The sequence below is a fragment of the Chromohalobacter nigrandesensis genome (assembly GCF_023061285.1).
Lineage (GTDB): Bacteria > Pseudomonadota > Gammaproteobacteria > Pseudomonadales > Halomonadaceae > Chromohalobacter > Chromohalobacter nigrandesensis.
This window is the reverse complement of the sequence record NZ_JAKGAM010000013.1, coordinates 42,027-68,594: the sequence shown is the minus strand read 5'-3', so window position 1 is coordinate 68,594 and position 26,568 is coordinate 42,027. Positions and strand designations below refer to the sequence as shown.

Genomic DNA, 26,568 nt, shown 5'->3' with positions numbered 1-26,568 from the left:
TTTTCGCTACCCGTAGTTTGAAAGGCACGCTAAAGATGAACAATTCTGACTTAGAGGTAAATTTAAAATTATGTGTAACTCACAAACAGTTTTGAAGAAGATAAAGCAAAGGCTAAATTGGGATGACCTACGTTTTTTCTATGCGCTTGCAGACAGTGAATCAATGACCTCAGCAGCTAAAAAGCTGAATGTTAGTTATATGACTGTGTCTAGAAGGCTAGAAAAATTGGAAGAGACACTTCATAAGGAGTTGTTTGTAAGGAATTCTGAAGGCTTTGTTCTCACAAAGCATGGCCGAAAGCTATATGAGAAAGTGCAGGCTATGCACGATACAGCTGAACAGCTTGTGGAGGATCTGAGTGCGGAAGATGTGATACAAAAGAAAATAAGAATTTCAACAATACAATCATTGGCTTATCAAATAGTCGCCCCGGGGTTGAGAAGTCTTCAGGAGAAATACAGTAGCCTGATCTACGATATTCAAGTGACTGATCGCAATATCAGCATTCCAAAGCGAGAGGCCGATATAGCAATACGCCTGAGTAATACACAATCAGATGAAGAAAATACTTTTAAGTTAAAGCTGGGGAGGTTGAATTACTATCTTTGTGGGACAGAAGTCGTCATTCGTGAAATGAAGGAGGGAAAGGCTGTTTCTGCGATAACATTTAATGAAGAAATGTGGCAGCTGCAGGAAGTAAAGCATTTGTTGAAAACGGTTGGGCTGGAAAGAGTTAGTTTCCAGTCAAATTCATCTGTTGTTCAGCGGTCAGCTGCGATCGCGGGATACGGAGTGGTATTGTTGCCGGACTTCATGATCGAAAATACAGAGCTTTGTAAATCATCTGAAGAGCCTGAATTTTCTAAAGACATCTGGTTGGTCACTAAGAAACAAAGCTATGAACTCACTGCTGTAAGGCTGATAATTGAGGAGCTGGCGAGTGTTTTTGAGAAATACAGTCAATGAAATATAAAACAAACGGTCTAGCAATCCGGAGATGGCCAGACCGTGCTAGTAAAAATTTAATAGGCCAGTTTGTTCTTGAAGTTGAACCAATCTCGAGTATACATATTGTTTGCAATGAGGGACAGGATCACCAGAGCAGATCCAAATATTTCTTCAGGAACAATGCTATCACCGCTGAAGAACGCTATCGCAAATGCAGTAATTGGAACCAGATTGATGAACAACACTCCATTCACCGGCCCAACGGTCTTGATGCCATGATTCCAAGAAAATACAGCCACTACCCCAGCGAACACTACCAAATAACTTAACTCCAGAATGTTTTCTACAAGAATAGAAGCGGAGGGCATATGAGTGACGCCTGCCATATTGGTAAGTAAGCAGATGACCCCTATGGTAATGCTGCCAAGTCCTGCCGAAATGGCCGTATAGCGTAGCGAGGAGAAATCTTCTATATATGATGCGCCGATTGTATAAGTAACCCAGCAAAAAGCACCTAGCAAAATTACTAAGTTAGGTAGTAGGGCTCCTCCTGCCAATGACGTAATGCTGCCTTTACTGACTACCAGTACGACACCGAGAAGTGCAAAAAAGATGCTTCCAAATGTAAAGTTTGAAGGCTTTTGTTTTTTTAGTACCCAAACCATTATCACTGAGATAAGAGGCATGAGGGCCATGATAATCGCCCCGTGCTGTGGTTTCGTATGAGCTAGGCCAGCAAAAGCCAATATACTGAAGCCAGCAAATCCGAGCGATCCGAAAGCATAAAGTTTGAGAACCTGACGTCCGGGGTTGAGTGCTGAGATGCCTTCTTTTGCTGCTAGCAGTATCAGGAGGATCAAGGATGCTACGCCATATCTGATCAGGCTGATATGTACAGCGTCCATTGATAATAATGCACTCTTTGCGATAGGGAACATGCCGCCCCATGATAAAGTTGTTAGCAAAAGACATAGAATGCCCACTATCACTCCGGGGTGTTTTAGATCGTTGCTGATATAACGGTCATTAGTAAGCATGCTTTTCAGTTCTTCCACCCTAACTTTTCCTGAAGGGGAATAGGGGATATTTTTGAGAAACTGAATTTTGATGCATTTCATTTTTCTTTTTTTCATCTCCTTTTTAGCAAGATCATAAATTTCAGGCTTCATTCCATCAGCATGATTAGAAGCCACTATTCCGCATATGACCTTGCCGTTATTGGCGTCAGTCGGCACTATTGCCAAATCCCTGACTCCGGGGTGTTTGTTTATCGCGTTTTCGGTTTCATAAATTTTCAAACCTTTAGCATTTTGTGCTCGATTCATTAGGTATAACAACCCGCCCTGGATATACCCGGATTCAGCAGTCAGTAAATATTTATCTCCACCATATTCAACAATATCATGTGGTATATTGTGGTACTCATCCATGTTCATATAGCTCGAAATTGCAACGCGACCAATTTCACCATCAGCGATCTTATGACCCTTCTCGTCAAGAATGAGAAGCTTGTTGCCATTATATGGTTTCCCCACACTAGTGGGCTGCTTCATAATGTCGTGAGGCTCAGCGATAGTGTTAACGCCAGTTTCGGTAGTACCATAATATTCGTAGACTACTGGCCCAAGGATGTGCAGAGCATCTAGCTTTAGCTTTATAGGGAAGTTTTTTCCGCCGACAAGCAAAAATCGCAGTGAATTTTGTTTAAAGATATGCTCCTGACCGTTGGCATGAGAGATGACCTCTAAAAGCAGTGGCGGTGTCATAGAGCTGGCTGTAATTTTCTCGCTTTTTATCAGCCGGACCATATCCTTCGTATCATGTGGCTTAGCAATGATGACCGTTGCGCCCAAGCTCATAAAAAGTCTGGCCCAACCATTTCCAGCAGCATGGTACATGGGCATAGCCAGCATATATTTATCTTCGGAACTGAACCCGTATCGACTTTTGAAATAATTGAAACGCCTGGCATCAAAGGAAGCATAACGAACTGCGGCTTTGGGAGGTCCTGAGGTGCCGGAAGTGAATGATATGGCCTTGAATGCTCTCTGGCCTATATCAGGCTCGGTAGTAGAGTCAAGCTCTTCCAGTCGAGAATAATGAGTTGCTGCCTTGAGGCCATTATCAAGGTCAATGATTGGGGCAAGATCGATAATGCTTCGAATGTCAATTCCTTCTTCGAGGAAAAACGAAGAGGATATAACGATCAAGCCGCAATCTGAAACATCGAGCATGTGCTTGATGTTCTCCGGTTTCTGGGTGTAATCAATACCGACAAAAGGTATTTTAAATGTGGCCGCAGCTGCAGCAAGGATGAAAAGCTCGCTCCTGTTTGGTGAAATGTAGCAAATGCTTCTAATTTTATAAATATTAAAAGTGTTGTGCATATTTCTAAACATTATTTCTACCTTATCATGGTATTCCTGCCATGTAAGGCTATGTTGTTGATCAGCGATAGCTTCCCTATCGGTACGGCAGGAAGCAAACTCTTTGATTAAGTTTAGCGGTATCATATTTTACTCCATTTGTTTTGTATTCAAAGTAATTTCATGCTTGCGCCAGATGCGATACATTTCTTGATTTTCTGAAGCCTCACCTTTGAGATTCTTTCTCCGGGCACTACAATCGGCACGCCTGGGGGATACGGTACTACAAAGTATTTTGATATAGTGTCCTCACGAAGCTGGCCGATGCACCATTTATTTTTTTCCTCAACATTCTGTAGGGCCCGTATTAGTGTGATTACGTTTTCTTGAGTGATGCCAAAATGAATGTTGAATAGAGCACAGCTTTCAGTGTACCTGCTTATATATATGTTGTGCTCTTTGTAGAGAACTTCCCGCAACCGTCTGCCAGCGATGTTCAGTTCGCTAATATTCAGCCACACCTTGGTTTCGTCACTAGTCGCGTAATTTTGCTGTGCTATAGAGTCTGCTTTGGGACTGCTGATTACTGAAAAAGACGTAAGCTTCTCTTTAACTAATTTTTTAAGAAGTCGTGCGTTGGCTTCCGCTCGGTCAGAAAACATTCTGCCTTCTATACGAGCATGGCACTGGGCCAGGTCTAGGCTTGTGAGGTGTCTATAGTTGGGTGAGGTAGTATGAAGTCGGTATCGCATTTGTTTGAGTTTTTCGATGGCTTCCTCACCCCCAATGCAATGTAAGTAACTTGCTTGTCTGCATGCAAATAGCGACTTGTGAGCTGAGTGAGTGACTACAAAATCGACTTCATATTTATTTCTGAGATTTTTCGCAGCATCAATCGCACAATGCCGTGAAAGACTAGTGGAGAAGTTGGACCACGCACCCCAAGCTTCGTCGATGATTATCTTCTTGAGAGATGGGCCATGCTTAAGAAGCAGGGGAAGTATCTCGTCCAGTTTTTGCTGTATGCCTTCATAAGTTTGGCTGTTGATAATAGCAACGTCATAGCCATTTCCATTCTCTTCTGCGCATATGATCTCATCAAGCATTGCCTTTACGTTTAGGGATGTCTTTCCAGTTGTCTCATCAATCTCGATATCATCAATGTAGGTTTTCTTCTTCACCTGGGTCGAATTGATTGTGAAATGAAATGATTGATGTAGGCCCTTTTGTATAATTATTCTGCTTTCACTGCTGCAAGATGCTGCAACGGCAATTTGGTTTGAAACTGTAGATCCAGAGCATATAAAAAGTGTTGAATCTGTACCGAATGTTCTGGAGGCTTCTTTTTCGGCATCCTTTAATACAGAGTTCAAGGAGGCTATTGAGTCAATGAATGGCTCTGTAACGCTCATTTCATAATTCGAAGACATAAGGTCAAGATATTTATCCTCGAATCTCGAATTACTGAGAGCTTTTATATTACTAAGAGGTAGTGTGTGGAAGGAAATTAACTGCTTAAGCATTGCACTATGTGCTGCGCTATAAAAATAGATTGGGTAAGTCATTGTCATGCCTTTACGTTGACTGGTTTAAATAGAATTCTAAATTAAGAATATAACGCCCAGTCGTTTGGTCAATTTTCAATGATGTGTAAGCCCTAAACTTTTTTCTGTGTAATGTCCTTCTTTATGTTTTTTAACGGTTATTAGATTTTATTCTTATAAGCAGTGTTTTGTAATCTGGTTATTCTGCATAATAAGGTTCCTAGCAGTATTTGAAGTGACCCTCTTCAGGACTGTGGGTAGGCATCTGCATCGCTAGGCCGACCCCACCGAGCGAGGCGTCGAGGGCGCTGTCGATAGAGCGCGGGTTCGTCAAGGCCATCGCGAGATTGCCGTCGCCCTGGGCGCCGCGGGCCTTCATCAACTCGTTGCTCTGGGGCACCTGCAGTGCCCAGCCGACAGCGCTCCATAGCGGGATTGGGTCAGGTGATGATCATCTTTTTTTGCTACCTCATGCAGGTTGTCTCGTAGTGGGGACTTGAATACCTACAAGCTGTCTAATGAGTCTTAAAATACCCAATTTGACGAGATGGCAATGAAGCGGCCACGCAGCTACTCTCGCGTCACTCAGCAGACACTCTCGGTCCTTGGCAAGCTGATCAAGGCTGGCCGCTTGGATCGTGAACTCACCGCTGCCGACCTGTCTGAACGCGCAGGTATCTCGCGTAAGACCCTCCGCAACATCGAAAAGGGCGAAGCCGGTACCGAGATCGGCGTCGTCTTCGAAGTCTCCACACTCGTAGGGGGGCGCCTGTTCGACTTCGATGACCGGGTGGGTGCGATACACGATGCCCGCCTCGAAGAAAGACTGACGCTGCTGCCGAAGCGGGTTCGCCAGAGCAGGCAGGAGGTCGATGATGACTTCTAGGCTGACGACGCCACGCGAGGCCTATGTCTGGATCTGGTTGCCGGGAGAGACGCAACCCGTGGTGGCCGGTCGCGTCATGCAGCACGGCGATAGCTACAGCTTCAACTATGGCGCCAGCTACCTGGCGCGCGATGGGGCGATTCCTATCTATGACCCCGAACTGCCACTGCGTCGCGGTCTGATCGAACCGACCGCTGGCTGTTTGCCGGCTGGCAGTTCTTGAACAGCTACTGCGGCGAAGGCCTCGGCCCGCGACCAGCACTATCTCGGCTACATGATCGTCTTTGGCAGCACTGAACGCTGCCTAGTCGGCGGCGCTCTGTGCCACGGGTGTGGTGAGTTCACGAATCGGGGCAGGCCATGCCGCGTGCATGAGTTCGCTTCCATAGCCATGCCTGCACGCCCATGCCCGAGAGCGCCACGAGCCCGGCGACGATGGAGAGCAGGTCGACAGGCATCTGCAGCGCCAGGGCCAGGCCACCGAGTGAGGCACCAAGGGCGCTGCCGAGATAGAGCGCGGATTCGTTCAAGGCCACCGCAAGATTGCCGTCGCCCTGGGATTCGCGGGCTTTCATCAACTCGTTGTTCTGGGGGACCTGCAGTGCCCAGCCCACGGCGCCCCACAGCGCAAGCGGGATCAGCGCCAGCCAGGGGCTGATGCTGAGCAGCAGTGGCAGGGCGATCAGCGCGATACCTAATAGCAGCATGATGGCGAAGGTGAGTCTGGGGCCTGAGAAGCGGTCGACCAGCGTGCCGATCAAGAAGCTGCCGAGCACCCCACCCACGCCCCACACCCATAGATAGGGCGTCACCGAGCGCTCGCCGTGGGCGCCGATCAGCGGCGCGATGAAGGTGTACATGCCCAGGCTGGCGATGGCGGCCAGCAGGGAGATGCCGAGCAGGCCGATGACCCGGCGATCAACCAGAATGGAGAGCTTGCGTCGCATCGGCACCACCTGGGCGGCGGGCATGGGCGGTAGCCGGCAAATCAGGCCAATCAGCGCCACCAACCCGATCACTGCAATCAGCCACAGGGCGGCTTGCCAGCCCCAACGCTCTGCCAGCAGCAGGCCGAGTGGCACGCCGAGAACGGTGCCGCTCGCCATACCGCCCATGATGATCGAGATCGTCTTGCCGCGTGCCTCCGCCGGTGCCACGCCAACGGCCGCCGCAATACCGATGGCGAGATAGGTACCTGCCGCCATGCCGGCCAGCACGCGCCAGGCCATCAGGGCGGTGAGGCTCGTCGTCAGCGCGCTCGCTGCGTTGGCGATCACGAACAACCCCAGCATCAGAAACAGGCCGTCGCGCTGGTGATGCGCGGGCAGCAGGGCGACACACAATGGCGAACCCAGCCCGTAAGCCAGCGTGAAGGCGGTGACCAGTTGGGCCGCCACGGAGACGGAGACCGTGAAGTCGGCCTGAATCATCGGGATCAGCCCGGCGGTAACGTAAGAGGCCATGCCCAGCGCGAAGGCGCCGATGGCCACCAGATAGGTGGTGCTATGTGTTCCGCGTGTCATCTGTACTTTCCTCGATATGTCGAATGGCGGTGCAGGGGAGTACGCGGAGTGTGCGGCTGGCTTTAGAGGGTTACAATTTAACCCTTTATGCTATTACTCGAGGCAACAGCATGGCTCAGGAGCGTACGCTAGACCGCACGCGCCAGGAACTCGCCGAATTTCTACGTACCCGCCGTGAGCGGATCTCGCCCGAGTCGGTAGGCCTCCCGGCGGGGACGCGTCGGCGCACGCCGGGGCTGCGGCGCGAGGAAGTCGCGGCACTCTCGGGAGTGGGGGTGACCTGGTACACCTGGTTGGAGCAGGGGCGCGAGATCGGCGTGTCGTCGGCCTTTCTCGATAGCCTGTCCCGAGCATTACAACTGGACGCGGCGGAGCGGCACCATCTATTCCTGCTGACTCATCAGCGGCCACCGGTCGAGCCGGGCAAGACCTGGTGTCAGGTGCCGCCTCTGGTGAAACGCCTGATGGACGACCTGACGACACGTCCCAGCTACGTGCTGAACCTGCGTTGGGACGTACTGGCGTGGAATGATGCAGCGGCGAGGGTATTCGGCTTCGACCGTCAGCCAGCCGAGTATCGCAATCTGCTATGGATGCTGTTCACCGACGCCGAGCTGCGCCGGGTCATTGCCGACTGGCAGACCCAGGCGCCACGCATACTCTCCAGCTTCCGACGTGACTACGCGCGGGCGGATGGCGACCCCGCCATCGGCAACTTGGTGAAGGAACTCACCGCGCACTCTCCCGAGTTTCGCCAGTGGTGGCACCGCCACGACGTGGACGCACCTTGCCAGGGTGTACGCGCGCTCGACCTAAATGGGCTAGGCAAGATCGGCTTCGAGCACACCAGCCTGATCGTCGACGAAGGCCGGCACCTGCGCTTGGTGATCTATGCCGTTCAGGAGACGGATCCTCAGGCCGAAGCCTTCGCCCGCTGGGTGACTGGGGAAGTCGGGGAATAGCCGAGTAGCCGTCGCGATGGTTTGGCCCCCTTCTGCGCGATGAGTGGCCGAGCGGGCTGATGAGCGTTGCCCCGATCTGTGATTTCCCAAATCTGTAGGTTAAGTCCTATTGCAAAACGTTACCGAGAAAGGCTAAGTAGGGTTAACCCCCAAAGCTAGCGGCCGATAGGAAGTACAAGGAGAACAACGCGTAGCGAGTCGCAGGGAAAGGATGATATTCCGCACAGTAGTGTGGCTGGGTAAGGTGAAAGTCCGCTTTCGACCCAAAGCGGTCATGTCAGAGCAGATGGTCAGCATCTGATTTTGTTGTGTGGGGGCCACCATGAACACATGATGATTTCTATTTTTTAAAATTCTTGGCATTACATTACAACTGAGCCGAACACGCCACTGTCGGCGCTTGGAATACGTTGGTGTAGATCTTTAATATTAGCTATGATGAGGATTTATGGCGTTTAAAAAACCTTCCGCACACGTTCCTGTCCCTGAGAGTCCGGATCGGCTATTTCGAGATCTTCCTCGCCGCAAGCATCCGAGCCTATATGATCATCAAGGACAGGTTCTCCGAACATACGTAACCGAAGCGCTAGGCGCATCAGACGTAGCTCTTCAGTTGCCAACTGGTAGTGGAAAAACTCTCGTTGGGCTTTTGCTCGCTGAATGGCGACGGAGAAAGTACGGCGAGCGCGTAGTCTATCTTTGTCCTACCAGACAGCTTGTGAGTCAAGTGGCTGATGAAGCGGACGATAAGTATGGGTTGTCTGTGCAGGCCTTTACTGGCTCTGTAAAGAACTACACACCAAGTGCGAAAGCCGCCTACTTAGATGGAAACAAAGTGGCGGTTACTACCTACAGCAGCCTGTTCAACACTAACCCGTTTTTTGAGGATCCGGATATTGTACTCGTCGACGATGCTCATGCGTCGGAGAATTATATTGCGAGCCAGTGGACGGTTAATATTCGTCGTTCTGGTGAAGATGAGGGTTTGTTCTATGCTGTCGCTGGAGTTCTTAAGGGGAAGTTGTCAGAGGTCAGCTATGCCCGCATGATTGGGGAGAGAATTGGCTTTGAGGATATGACATGGGTCGATAAGATCCCAAGCTATAAATTGGCAGAAATCGCCCAAGAATTGCAGTCAGTTATATCTCAGAATATACGTGAAAGCGATCAGCGTTACGCGTGGAGCATGCTCGAGGATAATCTCGCGGCTTGCCAGTTGTATGTCACATGTTCAGAAGTGATGATTAGGCCACTAATACCTCCGACATGGACGCACCGTCCGTTCGCAGGGGCAAAGCAGAGAATTTTCATGTCCGCCACTTTGGGGGCAGGCGGAGACCTAGAGCGGCTCACAGGGCGCACAAATATCACTCGCTTACCTATTCCTGAAGGGTGGGATCGCCAAGGGATAGGTCGTCGATTTTTCATCTTTCCGGAAAGATCTTTGGCAGAGGATGAAACCCTAGATTTACGTCGTTCTCTAATGAGAAAAGCAGGTCGAAGCCTCGTGTTAACACCAACCAATGAGGCTGCAGAGAACATTCGAGAAGATGTGGGCTCTATGCTGAAATTCCCAGTTTTTACTGCGGAAGATCTTGAGTCTAGCCGTTCAGGTTTCGTAGATAAAGAAGGTGCGGTAGCAGTGATAGCTAACCGCTACGATGGAATCGACTTTCCGAATCACGACTGTCGTCTGTTGTTTGTCGAAGGTTTGCCGAGAGCAACTAACCTTCAGGAGCGGTTCCTCATGACTCGAATGGGAGCCAATCTTCTATTTAATGAAAGGGTTCAAACCCGTGTGCTCCAAGCGGTCGGCAGGTGTACTCGAGGCCTCAATGATTATTCAGCGGTTGTGGTCACGGGGGAGGACCTTCCAGCCTACCTAACGGATCGACGCAGACGGAAGCATTTTCATCCTGAATTGCAAGCTGAGCTTGAGTTTGGGGTGGAGCAGTCGAGCGAAGTCAGCGCGGAAACCATCAAGGAAAACTTCGAAATATTCCTTGAGCATGAGTCGGAATGGGAAGAGGCAAATGAAATTATTCTAGAAGCCAGGGGCAATGCAGTTCAGGAGCCTTTTCCCGCAATGGGTGAGTTATCCTCAATCGTGAAGCATGAGATAGTCTGGCAGCAGGCAATGTGGGGGCAGGACTACCCGGAAGCATATGAGGCTGCTCGAGAAGTGCTTGGTGGGCTAAACAATAGTGAGCTTCGGGGTTATCGAGCACTATGGCATTACCTTGCAGGAAGTGCAGCCGAACTTGCATCCGCACAAAAATATGCCGACTTAGGTGTGCAGGCAAGAGAGCAGTTCAAAAAGGCGAAAGACGCGGCAGCGGGTATTCCTTGGCTCGTCGAACTGGCGCATGGGCGCGATGAACCGCCAACAGCCGATGAACAAGATGATACAGTTATCCAGCTACAGGTAGAGCGTCTTGAGGCCTACCTACAGAAGCTAGGTACGGTCCATAACCGCGCGTTTTCGGCGCAAGAGAAGAAGATTCGTGACGGACTCCAAGATGGTGCCTCATTTGAGCAGGCGCAGGTGCTGCTAGGCGAACATCTCGGTTTTGTGGCGGGCAAGCGCGAGACTGATGCTTCCCCCGATCCCTGGTGGCAAGTTGGTGATGTGGTTATCGTTTTTGAGGATCATGCCAATGCTAACCCAAGTACAGCCGTAATTGACGCGACTAAGGTGCGACAGGCGGCTTCACACCCGGATTGGATCCGAGATCATGTGAAGGATGCCGTAGATGCACGAATTATTCAGCCTGTGCTTGTGACACCAGCCAAGAAGGCCATGCCTGGAGCGCAGCCACATCTCATGAGGGTCGCTTATTGGGGGCTAGATGAGTTCCGGGCATGGGCTGAAGAAGCTCTAGTGACGGTCAGGGAACTGCGTAGGAGCTTTCAGGAACCGGGAAACTTGGCGTGGAGGGCTGAAGCAGCAACAGCTCTTGTAAATGCCATGGCAGATGCGCCGGGACTGAGTGTTTGGCTTGAAAGACGGCCTGCGCGCGAGTATCTGGAGGAAACGCCATAGGGTCTTTGTTTTTCGGCTCAATCTCAAAGCCCTTGGCCGCAAATTCTGAGTGCAACACCTGACCGAATCGGGAAGGTGTTGTACCCATGTTATATTCTGAACTCTGTATCGAAGAACGGGCGACGATCCAGGTCTACCTCGCGCAAGACTTGAGCATCAGGAAGGTGGCGGCTCTGTTCGAGCGGTCTCCGCCGACGATCAGTCGATAGATACGTCATAATGGCTCGCCTGATGGCAGATACTGTGTGCCACACGCACAACAGCGTTGCCAGGATCGCCGGACAGTTTGTCGGCCAGGGCGCAAGCTGCTTCCTGGAAGCCCTCGGTTCGCCTTGATTCAGCACATGCTGCGTCAAAGCTTGCCTCCGAGCAGATCAGCGGCAAGCTCAAGCATATGAATATCCCTGACCTCCGAGACTCCTACGTATGCCGTGAAACGATCTACAGCGCTACCTATGCGTTGCCCGTCGGCGAGCTACGAAAAGAGCTTGCGGCAAGTTGACCGGCGCAACCAGATCCCTGATATGGTCAGTATTTACCTCCGTCCTCCCGAGGTGGAAAAACGTGAATTCCCCGGGTACTGGGAAGGCGACCTGGTCAAAGGCGAGGGCAATGCATCGGTTGTCGGCGCCATCGTCGAGTTGAAAAGCGGCTACCTGATTCTGGCAAAGATGCCCTATGCGATCGCCACCTCTGCCGTGGAAGGCTTTAGCGCTGCGCTGAACCGTATGCCGCTGGCTGCTCGGGAGAGCATGACATATGACCAAGGGCGCGAGATGACGCAGCACGCCCAGATCACCCAGAATACAGGTGTTGCCATCTATTTTTGTGACCCGCATAGCCCGTGGCAAAGAGGTGCCAACGAAAATATCAATGGGCTCATACAGCATTACTGGCTCAAAGGGACGGACCTATCGGTCTATAGCCAGCAAGAACTGGATGAGGTCGCGCTTGAGATTAACATGCGTCCGCGAAAGCGCTTTGACTTCAAGTGTCCCATTGAAGTGATGAGCGAACTGAGGGCGCAGACCATGAAGCTCCATTATTGACACATTGATTGTATTGTAATCAGAAACTGCATCCACCAGCTATTTTTAATCGGAACGAACTCCATGAATATTCTTGAATTTGACCAAGGAAACGCCGGAGAGAGTATGGCCGCAAGTGCTTTGTCTCTGATATTTAATGGGGAGACGACCCGAGAGACAATGCGAGGCGAGGGCATGGGCGCTCTCGATCTTCAATTAAAGTACTCGACAGACTTCCCTAGCCCGTCTCACACTCAAGTGGCAGTGCAGGTAAAAACTGGGCCAAGCTTTGGTCGCTGGACACCAACAAAAAATCGCTGGCGATTACAAAACATTGATCAGGCACATCTGAAAAAGTGGAAAGCAACGAATCAGCCAGTTATCTTGATCTGGGTTCGCCTCGATCCGGAAATAAAAATATATTGGAAGCTTGTAGACAAAAAAACTCCGATTGAGACACTATCTGTGTCAGAAAACCATCTTCTCACCCCAGCATCAAGATTTGAAATAGAGCGACTGCTGAACAAGCAACGTCTACCCATCGCTAGGGCAGGTAGCTTTACGGTACCCTCGGTTACCACCACAACTGAGGCACGCCACTGGGCTAGAATAAGATTTAAAAAAACAAAGGGAGTAATCAATTGCTGCCTAGGAAAAGTCGCCATTACGAATTATGCCTGGCGACACCTAACAAGAGTCACGCGAGCTCAATCTCACATTCGCGACAGCTTGATAGCTCTGCCGCATGCAAAGGAGCTACTTTCCAAGACACCACACCAGATTCAAACTCTTCCAGGCGCAGTTGAGCTAGTGGGAGAAAGAGTTATTGTAAATAGAAAAGTTCTTGCGGTGTATCGCAACGTCCACTTCTCTGACAAAGGAGATTGCGTCGTCTATATTAGACTTGACGAGAAAGTCATCTACAATGAAAGCTGGAGAAAAAAAGGCTTAATCAGGCAGAAGCTCTGTCAACAACTTAGACTGGAAAGTATTTATAGGAAGACTGCGAAAAAATAGTGCGCATCCCCCCTCTTCACTAACCTGTCCTACACACCAATATAAATATCAATGAGATCAGACACATACCGAGAAGCGCTGTAGGTATGATCGCGCGCGAGAGCTGAGGAGCGCATCTTTATGATAAAGTGGATTCTGGCTTTGTCAATAGAGATCGATCATCGTGGCCGTTTGAGCGGCCTTGCACTCAATCCTATGGGGCGCAAGCATTCATCTCGGCCTCCTCGTTGCGAACCAAGAGCGAGGGGCCACTTTCAGTGCTACCTAAGAGGTCGGAAATGACCACCGGCGCCGGCTCTCATTCACATCAATACCATGCATACAGCCCCATGGACGCAATGAACAAACGTCCGCTTCTGGCCGCTAGCTGACCGATGGTATGGCAGAGGTAATGTTTGTTCCCGTAAAGTACTGGTTCGGGTTGTCATAAATTGCTAGGTATTCCAGTCACCTGCTAGACCATGAATATCACGCCGCTGCTACGCTGACCCCGGCTCGTCAGATGCCTCTGAAGGTTGGATGCCAACCGATCTAGGGATGGTTAACGAGCCGGGGTTTTGTTTTTGGCCTTTCAGCCAGGCGGGCGGCTACGGGTGCATCAGTCGAGTTTCCAGCAGCCGCTAGGCAAGCCAGGTGATGATGTAAGTGCCGCCGCTGGGCGTGCGACGGCGAAGGCGGCCGTGGTGGTGGTCGTGGGTGTGCTGTACCTCATCCCCTCCAGGAAGGTGCATTCCCAATAGGTGCGAGCCGAGAAGTGCGTATCATGTGTTTAAACCGGCGCCGCCTTCCAGGGCTGGTGCTTCTCATACCCATCGAAGGCGATCTGCTGTTGGATCGGTGAACTGCTATGGCATCACGTCGGCGAGTCGTCGTCAGACGCTATTGCGGTTTCAGGAACTGAAGCAATGCCCACTATCTGGAGATCTCGGATAGTTCGGCTCTCGTTAGATTCCGCATGTCCGCGATCATCTGGTTCCCGTCTATAATCCCGCATCAGCAATGGTTGGGCGGCTCCTCCTGGCGAGCAGCTGCGCGGGCAAAGGCGGTCGGGGATTGGCCAAGCACCTTGCGAAACATGCTGGAGAAGGCGCCGGGGCTGTCGTAGCCGAGTTCCAGCGCGGTTCGGGTAACGGAGCTTCCCGATAGCAGTCTGGGAACGGCGGCCATCAGGCAGGCCTGCTGGCGCCATACGCCGAATGACATACCGGTCTGTTGGCGAAACAGGCGATTGAAGGTGCGCTGGCTGCGGTGCAGTTGCCGCGCCCACTCCGCGGGCAGGCTACGGATACTCGGCTGGGCGAGAAACTCCTTACACAGGCTGGCCAGTTGGGGATCGTGGGGCAGAGGAGCAAACAGCGGCAGCGACGGTGCCATTTGTAACTCATGCAGCAGGAGTTGGGCGAGGGCGCCATCGCGACCGCTCTCGTCATAGAGCGCGGGCATGTTGGCAGAGGCCAGCAGCAGGTGATGCAGCAGCGGCGTCACGACCAGCACCTCGCAGTTGCGGGAGGGGCGTGGCGCCGCTAGTGGTTCGATATACAGGCTGCGGGTACTGACGCCGTTCATCCGCACCCGGTGGCGCTTGCCCGCCGGCAACCAGACACCGCTGTAGGGCGGTACCATCCAGGTGCCGTCATCGGTGTCGACTTCCATCAACCCCGTCATGGCGTAGAGAAACTGGGCACGGCGATGGCTGTGAAAGTCGAGCAGGGTGCCGGGGCTGTAGTCGGTGCCGATGGCCACGATGGGCCGCACGACGTGATCCACGTCCGCCAGAGGAATATTGCGCATTTAGAGTCAGTATGGCCGAAATAAAATGATTATTGGCTAGCTGGCGAATGTCGGCCACCCCTTATCGGAATATCGTTCCTGTCGTTGAGTTCCATCAGGAGAGTTCCGGTGTATAGCGTATTGTTTTTCTGCGGTGGGTTGGCCGGTGTGACTACCGTGCTATTTGGTTTCGGTGGTGGCTTCGTCGTGGTTCCCTTGATGTATACCTTGCTGATTGCCGTCCATGGGTCGGATAGCGTGGCCGGGCAGGCGGCTATGCATATCGCGGTAGCCACTTCGACTGCACTGATGATCTTCGCTGCATCTCTATCGACATGGCGTCACCACCGACGGCGGACCGTGCAATGGCATCTGGTGCGTCCGATGGTGGGTTATATCGCCATCGGTGCCGTGCTCGGTGCGGCAGTAGCAGTGGCGTTGAGTGGAGACTGGGTGCGCTGGGCGTTCATCGGCTATCTGGGGATAACGATTGCGGATGCCATCCTGCGGTCCGGTTTCCTGCGTCAGGCGAGCGGGGATATACGTCCCATGGGCCGCCTGGTGACGGCGATGACCGGTACCTTCATCGGCACAGTCGCCGCCTTGCTGGGTGTGGGCGGCAGCGTGATGACCGTGCCGCTGATGCGCCGCAGAGGGGCCAGCATGACGGCGGCTACGGCGATGGCCAATCCGTTGTCGCTGCCGATGGCGGTGAGTGGCACCGCGACCTATGTGCTGCTGTCGGCCAGCGATACCGCCCTGGGCGCCTGGTACGCGGGGTATGTGGATCTGCGCGCCTTGCTGGTGCTGGCGGTGGGATCATGGCTCGGCATTCGCCTGGCATCGCGATGGATCGGGCGCATTCCCGATCGCATTCATGCCGGGGTGTACCTGTTACTGCTGACGGTAGTGCTGGTGGTGATGGTCGTCATGCACTGAGCCGCGCTTTCATGAGACCGTATGGCTGACGCAGCTGGTGGCGGAATCCGACCCCGCCAACAAGGAGACGATGATCCGGCTGATCATGAACATGCTCGCCGGTGACACGGCGCCCGCCTGAAGTACCGAAGCCTTCGATGTCGTTACGTCAGTCGCGATGCCGCCCTCCGTGGCGCGTGTCTTGAGTAGTCTCGGTCATGATCTATCATCGGGGCGGAACAGGGCGGCAGGATTGTTACCGGCCTGGGCCGGATTCATCGGGGTATTCACAGGGAGCTCCTTTTTCTTCTCCAAAGGTTGAACGGTTCTAGGGCTTGAGTGGTGGCGTGCTTGTGTACCTTTATGGGCCACTGGTCGGGGAAATGTGCCAGCAGTTGGTACGAATCTCGGTAATCGAAGCCCGCCTCGGCGGCACTGTGCCGATCGACCGCGTAGATCACATCGTCGATACCAGCGAAAAGGGCGTTCAGGTAGCACATGGCGCAGGGCTCTCCCGATGCCAAGAGCGTCGTCCCGCGCAATTGGCTGGCGCCGACGTTACGACACGCGTCTCTGATTGCCTCGACCTCCGCATGGGCGGTCGGGTCGTGATGTTCAAGAACGCGGTTTACGCCACGTCCCAGAACCGTTCCGGAGGCATCAACGACAAAGGCCGTGAAGGGTATGCCGCCACTACGGACATGCTCAGTGGAGTAGGCAACAACATCCTCCATGAGCTGCGAGAAGCGATCAGTTGGGCTAGTGGACATCAATGTCTCCGATGGAGTGGTTCTGAAAGGGCAAGCGGATGACGGCGGCTTGCCCCTCCGGGCGTGATTGCGCATCTTTCAAGATGCTATGAGGCCTGATTCGTCGGCTTGCAGCTTTTCGCTACTGGCCAGTTTCAGCCAGATGACGCCCGCGATGATGACTGCCAGCCAGAATGCCTGGCCCAGCGTGAGGGATTGTTCGAACAGCACGCTGCCGAACACAGCCGAACCTACCGCGCCGATGCCCGCCCATACGGCGTAGCCAATCCCCACATCGATCGTCTTCAGGGCAACACTGAGCGCGTACAGCGTGAGCAGGAAGAACACGATCGCCGAGATCGACCAGTTCAGAACAGTGAAGGCCTCGCTACCGGCGACACTCAGGGCATAAACGATTTCGAAGGCGCCGGCGAGCAGTAGCGCGATCCATGCACGCCCGTTGCTGGCTTGGTTGATAGACGTATTAGTCATGTCGATTTCCTTTGATCTGGTGCTGGGTTCATAGGTATCGCTACTGCGATGATTGCTTGATTTGTCCTTACGCTGCGCCGCTCAGTCGAAGCCCGATGACACCGCCGATGACCATGGCAATGCCCGAGAGCTTTCTCAGGTTGAGCCGTTCCTGGAAGAAAATCGCACCCAGGATGACGATTCCGACCCCGGCAACGGAGGTCCAGATGGAGTAGCCAACGCCGACGTCGAACTCGAGAAGCGCGAGGCTGAGGAAGAAGGTGGCAATGGCCCCGCTCACAAGCGTTGCGATCGTCCACCATAGGCGGGTGAATCCCTGTGCGTTTCCTGCTGAGAAGGCGACGGCGATTTCAAAAAGAACGGCGACGCCGAGGTATAGCCAGCTGATCATGATGTTTACTCCTACGGTTGTTGAACATTCAAGTTGAACGTTGGGTTTGGCCCCGTTGTCGTGGGCCTAGCGTGCGGCGTTGTGTGCGGCCTCGGCATCAGGCTGGTGCTGCTCGTGATCGGTCTCGGTCGTGACCTGGTCGAGGGCCCGGCGTAGTTCTCCCGGTGACGGCACGCCACGGAACACTTGCTTGCCCACCACAATGGTGGGTACGGACGTGATGACCATGTCCTCCCGGGCATGACGCAGGGCCTCGCGGTGACGCTCCCGGTACGTACCCTTGGCCAGTACGTTCAGTACGGACTCGCGCTCGAGGCCCACCTCGGCTCCCAAATCGGCCAGAATCTCCGGGTTGCCTATATCCATTTCTTCCTGGAAGAACGCTTTCAGCGCTGCCATCGAAAATGTGTGGCCAAGCCCTTGCTCATCCGCCATCGCGAAAACTTCGAAGGCCTTGTCGGTGCGTGGCTGGGGTGAAATAGCTGGCAGTTTGATCGGAACGCCGAGACGCTCGGCCATCGGGTAAACCGATTGTTTCCAGACCTGTGGCAAATACGGGTCTTCAACGCGCAGGGTGGGCACCGGCTCGGGACGCAGCTCGTAGGGGCGCCAATTGATTTCGACGTCCCGCCCCTGGATCACGTCCTCGACGATATGCTCTGCCAGTAGGCAATAAGGGCAAACGTAATCGGTATAGATAGTGATTTGCGTAGACATGCGCTTTCCTAATGTTTGTGCATACATATTTAAATTATCAAGGTATGGCTTCTTCGGCTTAGGCTTGTGGCAGCGGTTGGCGTGCCACGTGGATCGGTAAGCTGACGGTACATGTGCTTGCACGTGCAAGTACTATCGAGAGTAAGATGGCCGCAGCTTGCTGTCAATATGCTTGCGCATGCAAATAAATTGAAGGCTATATTTCCACCCCTCTCAAGCCATGGCGGCATGGGTGTATATTCATATCTAATTAAGTGATATCGCGTTGATCGCTGTGTGATGCGGGGCGACCAGGCAACGAAAGGAGAAAAACTAAGATATTTCGCACGTGTATCGATGTAAATCGCTTACAAGCACAGAGCCTCAGACTGGCCTGCAGGCAAGAATTCAGGTAGTGTATGCATGTACAAGTAATTTAGTTAACAGGATAACGAAAAATTTGACAGCTTAGGAAGAGGACAAAGATGCCACCGAAATCGGTAGTTTGGCAGCAGGTGAGGAATATCTTCGAGTCGGTCGAAAACCAGGTGGCGAAGGCGCTACAACGTGAGCATGGTCTTGGCCTGACCGAGTATCGCGCTTTGCAACTGTTGTCCATGGCGCCGGACTCGGAGCTTCGCATGCAAGAGTTGGCCAACCGCCTGGGGCTGAACCAGAGTTCCGTTACACGCTTGGTCGAACGCATGGAACGCAACCAGTACACGATCCGTGACATGTGTCCTGATGACAAGCGTGGGGTCTATACCGTAATCACTAGTCGAGGAAGGCAAATTCAAGAAGAAGCTGGTAAGGACTACGATGCTTTTCTTGAGGCCGCCCTTGACGAAGCCGGCAGCCAGCCAGCCAATAGCGATATCGTCGCTGGTCTGCGCAAAATGATCCAAGAGGCGGCAGCGTAGCCCATTGAAGCCTGACATGCCTCGGCTTCAATAACCTGCCGTATTGCGTGGGCCCCTGCCAGCAAGTCGCTGAACGGTGACCTTTTCGTTGATGAAATCCAGCGAACCATCCAGCCCCTGCCCTGAAGCCAAGCGCGTCGCTATCTTCGTGGATACCCAGAACGTCTACTACACCGTGCGCGAAGCCTACGGCAAACACTTCGATTACCGCCGGTTCTGGGGGAGAGGGGACGGCGAATCGGGAGGTGCTGACCGCGCGCTAATATGCCACCGGTATATGAATGGTACACCATCTCGAACAGGGCATTGGCGAGGCAACCGGTGGCCTGGGCGGGATGCTGGGCTGGAGCTTCAATACGCTGTGCTCTGCAGTGATCGGCTTTCTGGTGGGCTCGGTCGTTGTGGGCGTGCTGCACTTCATCCCCTCCAGGAAGGTGCAGACCGAATAGGTACGAACCGCGAAGTACGTATCAGGCCTCATACAGCCCGCCATCAGGCGAGCTTTTTTGTTGTATCGAGCCAGTGCGGGTTACGCCGTGTAGGCGGTGGCCCCTCGGGCCGATCCCTTCGTCCGCTGGGTAGGTGGCGAAACGGTCGGTGGGGTAGTTGTTGGCCGGCCGAACATGGAAAGCTTTTTAGGCGTTCAAGCGAACTCCTTTACTACATCATCTATGAAATGACGCAGCTTAGGTGTCATGCGCTGGTCAGCGGCGTAAAGGAGGTACATTGGCCGCATTGGTCCGTCGTAGTCGGGTAGAAGACGTATCAGGCGTCCAGCAGATAACTCCTCGGCCAACGCAGTTTCGTAGCCCAATGTAATGCCAAACCCTTCCAATGCTGCATTAAGCAGCCCCTTCCAGTCGTTGATATGTAAACGTCCGCTCACGGGTGCGTGATAGGCGTAGCCGTCGCGACTGAAACACCACTGGCTACCCAATGTGCCGGACCAATAGGAGAACCCCAGGCACTCATGTTTGGCGAGATCTGCTGGTGTCTCAGGTTCACCACGCTCTTTTAAATAGGCAGGTGAGGCACAAGCGATGAGCCTGTAGGGAGTAAGTGGACGTGCCACTAATGTGGTGCTGTCGCTGACGGGGCCAAGCCGGATAACGGCGTCGTAACCTTCCTCGATAGGGTCGACCACACGATCCGACAAGGTGAGGTCGATTTCTACTTCCGGATATTCGCGGAGATAGCGAGTAAGGAGGCCAACTAGTCCTTGACTGCCAAATGTGACGGGCGCGTTGACCCTGAGACAACCTCGTGGGGTGGTCCGGGCCTGTTCCGTCAGCGTTTCGGCTGCTTCGACTTCTGCGAGGATCGCCTGGCTGCGCTCATGATAAATGCGTCCGATCTCAGTCAAGTTCTGCCGGCGTGTGGTGCGGTGTAACAGGCGTGCCCCAAGTCGTTGCTCTAGGGCTATAACGTGCTTGGAAACCATCTGCGTCGACAGACCAAACTCCGCGGCGGTGGCCGTAAAGGAGCCGAGATCGGCGACCCGCACGAAGATAGCCATGCTCGTTAGTCGGTCTAGCATTATCAATTCTCAGTTTATAGTTAAGTCGATATAAATATATTTATCACGTGTAGGTGGAAGTATAAAGTACAGCTTATCTTCAAGCGTACGGGAGAGGGACATGCGAATCGGTATTATAGGTGCGGGCTCTATAGGACGCGCGGTGACACGCCTCGCGATTGCGGTAGGTCACGACGTCATGATTAGCAACTCGCGGGGGCCAGATACGCTCAGCAAAATTCCGCAATGTATCGGAGCAAAGATTGGAACTGTGCAAGAGGCCAGCGACTTCAGCGGAATCATATTGATTGCCATCCCCTTGCGCCAGTACGCCAGTATCCCGGCCGAGCTTCTACGCGATAAGATCGTGATGGATGCCAACAATTATTATCCGGACCGGGACGGGCCAATCCCGGCGCTGGATGAACGCCGGGCAACGACGAGTGGGCTATTGGCAAAGCATTTGCCAAATTCCCGCATCGTGAAGGTATTCAACGCTATCCTGGCATCTGATCTGGAGAAGGGTGGGCAGAGGTTGCCGTCGGGAAACCGGCGCGCTCTACCGATAGCGGGTAATGATGATGCGGCCAAGGAGAGCGTCGCGACCTTGGTACGCCAGTTCGGCTTCGATGTGCTCGACGCCGGCTCGCTGACGGAAAGCTGGCGCTTCGAACGCGCCAAGCCGGCTTATTGCATACCGTTTGATCGGGAGGGGTTACGGCAGGCGCTGGCGGAGGCGCAACGCGACATCGATATGCCTGAAGGATCATGGCGTCGATGAAAAGCGCTAGTTCCAGAATATCCTCCGCTCGATCGGCTTCGAGATCAGGCTCAATGGTTGAGGCATCGGGCGGACGTTTCGTTGTGTTGGGCCCTGTGCGCAACGGGTTAATACCTCAAGACCGGCTTACTCTTGCTTGGTGGCTTTTGCCACATGCTGCCAGAACGTGTTCAAGGGTAGGTTGGTCGCTAGCGAGTTTGGTGCAACCAGTCCAAACCTCCGGTCTATCGATGGTGCAAACGGCAGCACGCGCAATCCCTTTCTATCTGCGGGTAACATGGATTCTGGCACCACGGCGATCCCCATCCCTTCACGTACTAACGCACAGGCACTAGCCCAGTCTCTCACCGTCACGCGAATATCCGTTAATTCCACTCCCGCATCTTGAGCCAAGCTCTGGCCGTTCACGGCGCAGTCGCCAGTGGCGTGGATGAACGGTTGTGTGGCGATTCAGCAAAGGCGATACCTTGCGCAGACGCGCGCCGCGCATAGCACGATACGGGATGGTCACAGATAGGGTGTCACCGAGCGCTCGCCGAGCACGGTGCCGCTCGCCATACCGCCTTGCTGGGCTTTATAGCGACTTCCCCCATTGACGCTCCCGAACCAACATGACATGATGCATTCAGTTGGTTAGCAAGTCGCATATGTCAGTTGTAATCGAATCATTCGGTAGCCTGGTTATATCCCCTTGTTTTGCCCACTTCATCTGGGGTAGCACCCGGCAACCGTAGTAAAAGCGCTTTCGCGCTAAGGAATTCGAACATGGCAACTGGTACAGTTAAGTGGTTTAACGACGCTAAAGGTTTTGGCTTCATTTCTCCCGCCGAAGGTGGTGACGATCTGTTCGTCCATTTCTCCGAAATTCAAGCTGACGGCTTCAAATCCCTGCAGGATGGTCAACAAGTCTCGTTTGACGTGACTCAGGGCAAGAAAGGCCTTCAGGCTTCAAGCGTTCAGGCTGCATAACCTCCGGGTTAGCCTACGCTTTCGAGCCGCAAGGCTTCGAGCACCAAAGCCCGCTTCGGCGGGCTTTGGTGTTTCTGTGTGTCAGAAACGTGAGATGTTGCCGGATTTGAGTTTTCAGCATCGCGATATTCACTACCTGCCTCACCACCTCCCACCGTGCATTATGAACTTTCTTCCCTAACGCTAGGCTCATGCGGTATTAACGTTCCTGAGATCCCCGGCAGCAGCCATGTGCTTTACTATCTTCACTTTCATTTATGCAGGAGGCTTCCATGATTGGCGGCTTGATCGGATTACTGGATGACATTGCCGCGTTGGCGAAGTTGTCCGCAGCATCACTGGATGATGTGAGTGCCGCCGCTGGGCGTGCGACAGCAAAGGCGGCCGGGGTGGTGGTCGATGATACGGCGGTGACGCCGCAGTACTTGCAGGGGGTGACAGCGGAGCGTGAACTCTCGATCGTGAAGAAGATCGCGCTGGGGTCGATCCGCAACAAGCTGATTTTTATCCTGCCGGTGGCCTTGCTGCTGAATCACTTCTTGCCTGGGCTATTGCCGATCATCTTGATGGGGGGTGGTACCTACCTGGCCTTTGAGGGCGCGGAGAAGGTTTGGCACAAGCTCTCCGGGGGGCATGATGATGAAAAGCCGTCGGTCGAAAAGGGGCCGGAGGCCGAGAAAAAGATCGTCAGTAGCGCCATTCGGACCGACCTGATTCTGTCCGCCGAAATCATGGTGATTGCGCTTTCCGCCGTCTCCCATCAGGGGTTCTGGTCACAGCTGGCGAGCCTGGTGGTGGTCGCGTTCTTCATCACCCTTCTGGTGTATGGCGTGGTGGCGCTGTTGATCAGGATGGATGATCTCGGCCTGAAGCTCGCCCAGCGGGATAGCTCGGGCATTCAGACGCTGGGCCGGAGTCTGGTGACTGCCATGCCCAAGGTGCTAACGGTCATCTCGGTCGTGGGCACTGTCGCCATGCTCTGGGTGGGCGGGCATATCCTGCTGGTCAATCTGGGCGCCGATGGCACGGGCTGGCTCAATGCGCCCTATGCGTGGGTACACCATCTCGAGCAGGGTATCGGCGAGGCGACCGGTGGCCTGGGCGGCGTGCTGGGCTGGAGCTTCAATACGCTGTGCTCTGCGGTGATTGGCTTTTTGGTGGGCTCGGTTGTTGTGGGCGTGCTGCACTTTATCCCCTCCAGGAAGGCGAAGGCCGAATAGGTACGAGTCTCGTGCTATGGTCAATGCTGGTAAACGCACCGGGACCTGGCCGACATGAGCGAACAATCACAAATCCTGATTTACGAGGATGCCGATAAGGCGGTCGACGTGCGTCTGGACGAAGGGCGCGAGACCGTATGGCTGACGCAGCGGCAGATGGCTGAGGTGTTCGACGTCAAGCCGCAGAACATCACGATCCACTTGAAAAATATCTACGCTGAGGAAGAGTTGGTGGAGGAGGGAACTTGTAAGGAATTCTTACAAGTTCAGACTGAAGGGGATAGAAAGGTCAAGCGTGCGAGGCTGCACTACAACCTCGATGCCATCATCTCTGTCGGCTATCGCGTCAATTCACGGCGGGCGGTCCGCTTTCGCCAGTGGGCCACACGCGTCCTTCGGGAGCACCTCATCCAGGGCTGGACGCTGCATCAACAGCGCTTCGAAGCCAATGCGCGCGAGCTGGAGGCGGCAATGGCGCTGGTGCGCAAGGCGGCGCATAGCCCGGCGCTGGATGTGTCGGGCAGTCGTGGGTTAGTAGATATCGTCGCGCGTTATGCGCAGACGTTTCTGCTGTTGCAGCGCTATGACGAAGGGCTGCTGAGCGATCCCGACGTTCAGGAGGGCGGCCAGCTTCCTTCGTTGGAAATAGCGAGAGCCGCGCTGGGCGAGTTGAAAGCCGAATTGATAGGACGGGGAGAGGCCACCGACCTGTTTGCGCGAGATCGAGGCGATGGTTTGGCCTCACTGCTAGGCAATCTCGATCAGTCCGTCTTCGGCGAGTCGGCCTATCCGAGTATCGAGTCGAAAGCCGCGCATCTGCTCTATTTCGTGATCAAGAATCACCCGTTCGCCGATGGCAACAAACGCAGTGCGGCGTTTCTGTTCGTCGACTTCCTGCACCGTAATGACCGCCTGCTGTCATCGACCGGAGAGCCCGTGATCAACGATGTCGGTTTGGCCGCGCTGACGCTGCTGGTGGCGGAGTCCGACCCCGCCAACAAGGAGACGATGATCCGGCTGATCATGAACATGCTCGCCGATGATACGGCGCCCGCTTGAATCATCGAAGCCTTCGATGTCGTTACGCCAGTCGCGATGCCGCCCCCGTGGCGCGTGCCTTGAATAATCTCGATCATGATCTCTCAATGGCTCGTCGCATGCGTCGGTTGACGCAGGAGGGCCTGGCGCAGCGTATTGGCACATCACTGAGTACGGTCCGACGCATGGAAGACGGTCATCCCGGGACTGCATTGCACATGAATGAAGCCCAACACCTTTGTGTTGATCTTGCGGTTTCAGTTCAACCGGTAGCTGATTCCGGTAGCGTCGCTATTACCTTGATTTCAAAATCGCAACCATAAAGCCAGGTGACGCCGACGGCCGTCAGCGTCGGGCGTGGTGCGCCAGTACCACTAGCGTAGGTAGCGAATAGAAGGCACACATCGCTTCAGACCTGACGTAAATCGGCCAAGATACGGCGCCCGCGCAGACAGTCTTGTTCGTGCGCTTCATCGCGCCATGGCTCCTGGATGCCTTGCTCGACCCATGAGCGAACCGCCGGGTGCTCGAGCAAGTGCTCCGCATAGTCGCTGGCCTGAGCCGAGAGAGTTAGGCCGTAGGTGCGATAGCGAACCGCCACGGGCGCGTAGAACGCATCGACGGCACCGAACGCCTCACCGGCGAGCCAGGGCCCACCGAAGCGATCAAGGCCTTCCGCCCATAATTCCGCCAGCCGCGTCAGGTCTTTCTCCAGCGCCGGGCTCGGCGTGCCCAGTTCGATCCGCAAGCCACAGTTCATCGAGCATTCGTCGCGCAGGGCCATGAAGCCCGAGTGCATTTCTGCGCAAGCCGAGCGTGCCCAGGCCCGTGCCTGCTTATCCGCCGGCCATACGCCCGGGTGCGCTTCTGCCAGATACTCGACGATCGCCAGGGAGTCCCAGACCAGCACATCGTTGTGCTTGAGACAGGGCACCTTGCCGGTGGGCGAAAATTCCCTGAACGCATGCTGGATTGCGGTGCCTGCGAAGGGCGTCAATATCTCTTCGAACGCGATGTCGCAGGCTGTCATCAGCACCCAGGGGCGCATGGACCAGGAGGAGTAGTTCTTGTTGGCGATATAGAGCTGGTAATCCACAGGTATTCTCCTGAGCCAGGACGAGACTTGGACAATCGAACGGGGTCGAATTACCGGCACGAGTCTAGCTCGAGTTTGTTAAGCAGTAGTCGCACGGTATCATGATTCAAGCCAACGTTGGCCTTCCGGGGCTTGCGCTTCAATGCCTGCCGGGGATCTCCTTGCCATGACACGCGTCGCCATTTTCGTGGATACCCAGAACGTCTATTACACCGTGCGTGACGCCTACGGCAAACACTTCGATTACCGTCGGTTCTGGGCGAAGATAACGGCGAACCGGGAGGTGCTGGCCGCGCGCTGCTATGCCACCGACAAAGGCGACGCCAAGCAGCGTGAGTTCCAGAATATCCTCCGATCAATCGGCTTCGAAGTTAAGCTCAAGCCGTTTATCCAGCGTGCGGATGGCTCCGCCAAAGGCGACTGGGATGTGGGTATCACGTTGGATGCCATCGAATACGCGGCACAGGCGGATGTGGTGGTACTAGTCTCCGGCGATGGCGACTTCGATCTGCTGGCGCAGAAGATCCGCGAGGTGCATGGCAAGCGTGTCGAGGTTTACGGCGTGCCCCAACTCACCGCCAATTCCCTTATCAACGCCGCGAGCCAGTTCATACCCATCGAGGGCGACCTGCTGCTGGGGTGATTCACTGATGCACCCAGTCGAGATGCTCGAACGCGCCTCGTGCGTGGTCGC

At 54.0% G+C, this 26,568-nt stretch carries 25 protein-coding genes and 1 pseudogene; 15 read left to right on the top strand and 11 right to left on the bottom strand.

The genetic code is table 11. The features are described from left to right. Positions 1-70: 70 nt before the first annotated feature. Positions 71-967: a LysR family transcriptional regulator gene (locus L1073_RS14225; protein WP_246900304.1), complete on the top strand. Its 897-nt coding sequence runs from the start codon at positions 71-73 to the stop codon at positions 965-967. 56 nt (positions 968-1,023) lie between these two features. Here L1073_RS14225 and L1073_RS14220 read toward each other — a convergent pair whose 3' ends face one another. Both L1073_RS14220 and L1073_RS14215 read right to left on the bottom strand, forming a co-directional pair. Beyond that, positions 1,024-3,462 (bottom strand): AMP-binding protein, encoded by a 2,439-nt coding sequence (locus L1073_RS14220; RefSeq protein WP_246900302.1) that lies wholly within the window; start codon positions 3,460-3,462, stop codon positions 1,024-1,026. A 23-nt stretch (positions 3,463-3,485) separates the two neighbouring features. After that, on the bottom strand, positions 3,486-4,886 hold the full coding sequence (locus tag L1073_RS14215; protein ID WP_246900301.1) for an Orn/Lys/Arg family decarboxylase: 1,401 nt from the start codon (positions 4,884-4,886) through the stop codon (positions 3,486-3,488). 526 nt (positions 4,887-5,412) lie between these two features. Between L1073_RS14215 and L1073_RS14210 the strand changes: the two genes are divergently transcribed. Next, complete coding sequence (locus tag L1073_RS14210; protein ID WP_246900299.1) at positions 5,413-5,745, top strand: helix-turn-helix transcriptional regulator; 333 nt, start codon at positions 5,413-5,415, stop codon at positions 5,743-5,745. Beyond that, positions 5,732-5,968: a hypothetical protein gene (locus L1073_RS14205; RefSeq protein WP_246900298.1), complete on the top strand. Its 237-nt coding sequence runs from the start codon at positions 5,732-5,734 to the stop codon at positions 5,966-5,968. The genes L1073_RS14210 and L1073_RS14205 overlap by 14 nt, the downstream gene beginning before the upstream one ends. Before the next feature lie 118 nt (positions 5,969-6,086). On the opposite strand, the gene L1073_RS14200 is transcribed toward L1073_RS14205, so the two are convergent. Continuing rightward, on the bottom strand, positions 6,087-7,268 hold the full coding sequence (locus L1073_RS14200; protein ID WP_246900297.1) for an MFS transporter: 1,182 nt from the start codon (positions 7,266-7,268) through the stop codon (positions 6,087-6,089). A gap of 110 nt (positions 7,269-7,378) precedes the next feature. Here L1073_RS14200 and L1073_RS14195 point away from each other — a divergent pair, with 110 nt between their 5' ends. The 4 genes and pseudogenes from L1073_RS14195 to L1073_RS14180 all read left to right on the top strand — a co-directional run bounded on the left by L1073_RS14195 (position 7,379) and on the right by L1073_RS14180 (position 13,318). Further along, a complete protein-coding gene (locus L1073_RS14195; RefSeq protein WP_246900296.1) occupies positions 7,379-8,230 on the top strand; it encodes a helix-turn-helix transcriptional regulator in 852 nt (283 codons plus the stop codon). Positions 8,231-8,678: 448 nt separating this feature from the next. Then, entirely contained in the window at positions 8,679-11,273 is a 2,595-nt protein-coding gene (locus L1073_RS14190; RefSeq protein WP_246900294.1) for a DEAD/DEAH box helicase, read from the top strand. An 86-nt stretch (positions 11,274-11,359) separates the two neighbouring features. Next, a pseudogene (locus L1073_RS14185) lies at positions 11,360-12,322 on the top strand (IS30 family transposase). A 63-nt stretch (positions 12,323-12,385) separates the two neighbouring features. Next, complete coding sequence (locus L1073_RS14180) at positions 12,386-13,318, top strand: DUF4365 domain-containing protein (protein WP_246900293.1); 933 nt, start codon at positions 12,386-12,388, stop codon at positions 13,316-13,318. 993 nt (positions 13,319-14,311) lie between these two features. Here the strand turns inward: L1073_RS14180 and L1073_RS14175 are convergent. After that, positions 14,312-15,109, bottom strand: coding sequence for an AraC family transcriptional regulator (locus tag L1073_RS14175; RefSeq protein ID WP_246900291.1), 798 nt, complete (start codon positions 15,107-15,109; stop codon positions 14,312-14,314). Positions 15,110-15,217: 108 nt separating this feature from the next. Here L1073_RS14175 and L1073_RS14170 point away from each other — a divergent pair, with 108 nt between their 5' ends. Then, the gene (locus L1073_RS14170) at positions 15,218-16,027 is read left to right on the top strand and encodes a sulfite exporter TauE/SafE family protein (protein ID WP_246900290.1); all 810 of its coding nucleotides are present in this window, start codon (positions 15,218-15,220) and stop codon (positions 16,025-16,027) included. A gap of 266 nt (positions 16,028-16,293) precedes the next feature. On the opposite strand, the gene L1073_RS14165 is transcribed toward L1073_RS14170, so the two are convergent. The 4 genes from L1073_RS14165 to L1073_RS14150 all read right to left on the bottom strand — a co-directional run bounded on the left by L1073_RS14165 (position 16,294) and on the right by L1073_RS14150 (position 18,355). Beyond that, positions 16,294-16,776: a nucleoside deaminase gene (locus tag L1073_RS14165; RefSeq protein WP_246900289.1), complete on the bottom strand. Its 483-nt coding sequence runs from the start codon at positions 16,774-16,776 to the stop codon at positions 16,294-16,296. Positions 16,777-16,854: 78 nt separating this feature from the next. After that, positions 16,855-17,247, bottom strand: coding sequence for a DMT family transporter (locus tag L1073_RS14160; protein WP_246900287.1), 393 nt, complete (start codon positions 17,245-17,247; stop codon positions 16,855-16,857). A 67-nt stretch (positions 17,248-17,314) separates the two neighbouring features. Continuing rightward, positions 17,315-17,638 carry a DMT family transporter gene (locus tag L1073_RS14155; RefSeq protein ID WP_246900286.1) on the bottom strand — a complete coding sequence of 108 codons (324 nt, stop codon included), beginning with the start codon at positions 17,636-17,638 and terminating at the stop codon, positions 17,315-17,317. A gap of 66 nt (positions 17,639-17,704) precedes the next feature. Beyond that, a complete protein-coding gene (locus L1073_RS14150; protein WP_246900284.1) occupies positions 17,705-18,355 on the bottom strand; it encodes a DsbA family oxidoreductase in 651 nt (216 codons plus the stop codon). A 464-nt stretch (positions 18,356-18,819) separates the two neighbouring features. Between L1073_RS14150 and L1073_RS14145 the strand changes: the two genes are divergently transcribed. Both L1073_RS14145 and L1073_RS14135 read left to right on the top strand, forming a co-directional pair. Beyond that, positions 18,820-19,254, top strand: coding sequence for a MarR family winged helix-turn-helix transcriptional regulator (locus L1073_RS14145; RefSeq protein WP_246900282.1), 435 nt, complete (start codon positions 18,820-18,822; stop codon positions 19,252-19,254). A gap of 281 nt (positions 19,255-19,535) precedes the next feature. Then, positions 19,536-19,703 (top strand): hypothetical protein, encoded by a 168-nt coding sequence (locus tag L1073_RS14135; RefSeq protein ID WP_246900280.1) that lies wholly within the window; start codon positions 19,536-19,538, stop codon positions 19,701-19,703. Between the two features lie 194 nt (positions 19,704-19,897). Here L1073_RS14135 and L1073_RS14130 read toward each other — a convergent pair whose 3' ends face one another. Next, the gene (locus tag L1073_RS14130; RefSeq protein WP_246900279.1) at positions 19,898-20,770 is read right to left on the bottom strand and encodes a LysR family transcriptional regulator; all 873 of its coding nucleotides are present in this window, start codon (positions 20,768-20,770) and stop codon (positions 19,898-19,900) included. 121 nt (positions 20,771-20,891) lie between these two features. Here L1073_RS14130 and L1073_RS14125 point away from each other — a divergent pair, with 121 nt between their 5' ends. Beyond that, positions 20,892-21,551: an NADPH-dependent F420 reductase gene (locus L1073_RS14125; protein ID WP_246900278.1), complete on the top strand. Its 660-nt coding sequence runs from the start codon at positions 20,892-20,894 to the stop codon at positions 21,549-21,551. Between the two features lie 126 nt (positions 21,552-21,677). On the opposite strand, the gene L1073_RS17380 is transcribed toward L1073_RS14125, so the two are convergent. Beyond that, positions 21,678-22,001 (bottom strand): LysR family transcriptional regulator substrate-binding protein, encoded by a 324-nt coding sequence (locus L1073_RS17380; protein WP_486187680.1) that lies wholly within the window; start codon positions 21,999-22,001, stop codon positions 21,678-21,680. A gap of 315 nt (positions 22,002-22,316) precedes the next feature. Here L1073_RS17380 and L1073_RS14120 point away from each other — a divergent pair, with 315 nt between their 5' ends. From L1073_RS14120 to L1073_RS14110, 3 genes are all read left to right on the top strand, one after another. After that, entirely contained in the window at positions 22,317-22,520 is a 204-nt protein-coding gene (locus L1073_RS14120) for a cold-shock protein (RefSeq protein ID WP_246900276.1), read from the top strand. A gap of 272 nt (positions 22,521-22,792) precedes the next feature. Next, positions 22,793-23,740, top strand: coding sequence for a DUF808 domain-containing protein (locus L1073_RS14115; RefSeq protein WP_246900275.1), 948 nt, complete (start codon positions 22,793-22,795; stop codon positions 23,738-23,740). 54 nt (positions 23,741-23,794) lie between these two features. Further along, on the top strand, positions 23,795-24,799 hold the full coding sequence (locus L1073_RS14110) for a virulence RhuM family protein/type II toxin-antitoxin system death-on-curing family toxin (protein WP_246900273.1): 1,005 nt from the start codon (positions 23,795-23,797) through the stop codon (positions 24,797-24,799). Between the two features lie 388 nt (positions 24,800-25,187). Here L1073_RS14110 and L1073_RS14105 read toward each other — a convergent pair whose 3' ends face one another. Further along, positions 25,188-25,874: a glutathione S-transferase family protein gene (locus L1073_RS14105; protein WP_246900271.1), complete on the bottom strand. Its 687-nt coding sequence runs from the start codon at positions 25,872-25,874 to the stop codon at positions 25,188-25,190. Between the two features lie 166 nt (positions 25,875-26,040). Between L1073_RS14105 and L1073_RS14100 the strand changes: the two genes are divergently transcribed. Beyond that, a complete protein-coding gene (locus L1073_RS14100; RefSeq protein WP_246900269.1) occupies positions 26,041-26,517 on the top strand; it encodes a LabA-like NYN domain-containing protein in 477 nt (158 codons plus the stop codon). The last annotated feature ends 51 nt before the right edge of the window (positions 26,518-26,568 follow it).

Excerpts from the sequence above, each read along its gene's own strand:
- L1073_RS14225 (WP_246900304.1), top strand. The coding sequence starts at position 71 with ATGTGTAACTCACAAACAGTTTTGAAGAAGATAAAGCAAAGGCTAAAT.
- L1073_RS14220 (WP_246900302.1), bottom strand. The coding sequence starts at position 3,462 with ATGATACCGCTAAACTTAATCAAAGAGTTTGCTTCCTGCCGTACCGAT.
- L1073_RS14215 (WP_246900301.1), bottom strand. The coding sequence starts at position 4,886 with ATGACAATGACTTACCCAATCTATTTTTATAGCGCAGCACATAGTGCA.
- L1073_RS14210 (WP_246900299.1), top strand. The coding sequence starts at position 5,413 with ATGAAGCGGCCACGCAGCTACTCTCGCGTCACTCAGCAGACACTCTCG.
- L1073_RS14205 (WP_246900298.1), top strand. The coding sequence starts at position 5,732 with ATGATGACTTCTAGGCTGACGACGCCACGCGAGGCCTATGTCTGGATC.
- L1073_RS14200 (WP_246900297.1), bottom strand. The coding sequence starts at position 7,268 with ATGACACGCGGAACACATAGCACCACCTATCTGGTGGCCATCGGCGCC.
- L1073_RS14195 (WP_246900296.1), top strand. The coding sequence starts at position 7,379 with ATGGCTCAGGAGCGTACGCTAGACCGCACGCGCCAGGAACTCGCCGAA.
- L1073_RS14190 (WP_246900294.1), top strand. The coding sequence starts at position 8,679 with ATGGCGTTTAAAAAACCTTCCGCACACGTTCCTGTCCCTGAGAGTCCG.
- L1073_RS14180 (WP_246900293.1), top strand. The coding sequence starts at position 12,386 with ATGAATATTCTTGAATTTGACCAAGGAAACGCCGGAGAGAGTATGGCC.
- L1073_RS14175 (WP_246900291.1), bottom strand. The coding sequence starts at position 15,109 with ATGCGCAATATTCCTCTGGCGGACGTGGATCACGTCGTGCGGCCCATC.
- L1073_RS14165 (WP_246900289.1), bottom strand. The coding sequence starts at position 16,776 with ATGTCCACTAGCCCAACTGATCGCTTCTCGCAGCTCATGGAGGATGTT.
- L1073_RS14160 (WP_246900287.1), bottom strand. The coding sequence starts at position 17,247 with ATGACTAATACGTCTATCAACCAAGCCAGCAACGGGCGTGCATGGATC.
- L1073_RS14155 (WP_246900286.1), bottom strand. The coding sequence starts at position 17,638 with ATGATCAGCTGGCTATACCTCGGCGTCGCCGTTCTTTTTGAAATCGCC.
- L1073_RS14150 (WP_246900284.1), bottom strand. The coding sequence starts at position 18,355 with ATGTCTACGCAAATCACTATCTATACCGATTACGTTTGCCCTTATTGC.
- L1073_RS14145 (WP_246900282.1), top strand. The coding sequence starts at position 18,820 with ATGCCACCGAAATCGGTAGTTTGGCAGCAGGTGAGGAATATCTTCGAG.
- L1073_RS14135 (WP_246900280.1), top strand. The coding sequence starts at position 19,536 with ATGGTACACCATCTCGAACAGGGCATTGGCGAGGCAACCGGTGGCCTG.
- L1073_RS14130 (WP_246900279.1), bottom strand. The coding sequence starts at position 20,770 with ATGGCTATCTTCGTGCGGGTCGCCGATCTCGGCTCCTTTACGGCCACC.
- L1073_RS14125 (WP_246900278.1), top strand. The coding sequence starts at position 20,892 with ATGCGAATCGGTATTATAGGTGCGGGCTCTATAGGACGCGCGGTGACA.
- L1073_RS14120 (WP_246900276.1), top strand. The coding sequence starts at position 22,317 with ATGGCAACTGGTACAGTTAAGTGGTTTAACGACGCTAAAGGTTTTGGC.
- L1073_RS14115 (WP_246900275.1), top strand. The coding sequence starts at position 22,793 with ATGATTGGCGGCTTGATCGGATTACTGGATGACATTGCCGCGTTGGCG.
- L1073_RS14110 (WP_246900273.1), top strand. The coding sequence starts at position 23,795 with ATGAGCGAACAATCACAAATCCTGATTTACGAGGATGCCGATAAGGCG.
- L1073_RS14100 (WP_246900269.1), top strand. The coding sequence starts at position 26,041 with ATGACACGCGTCGCCATTTTCGTGGATACCCAGAACGTCTATTACACC.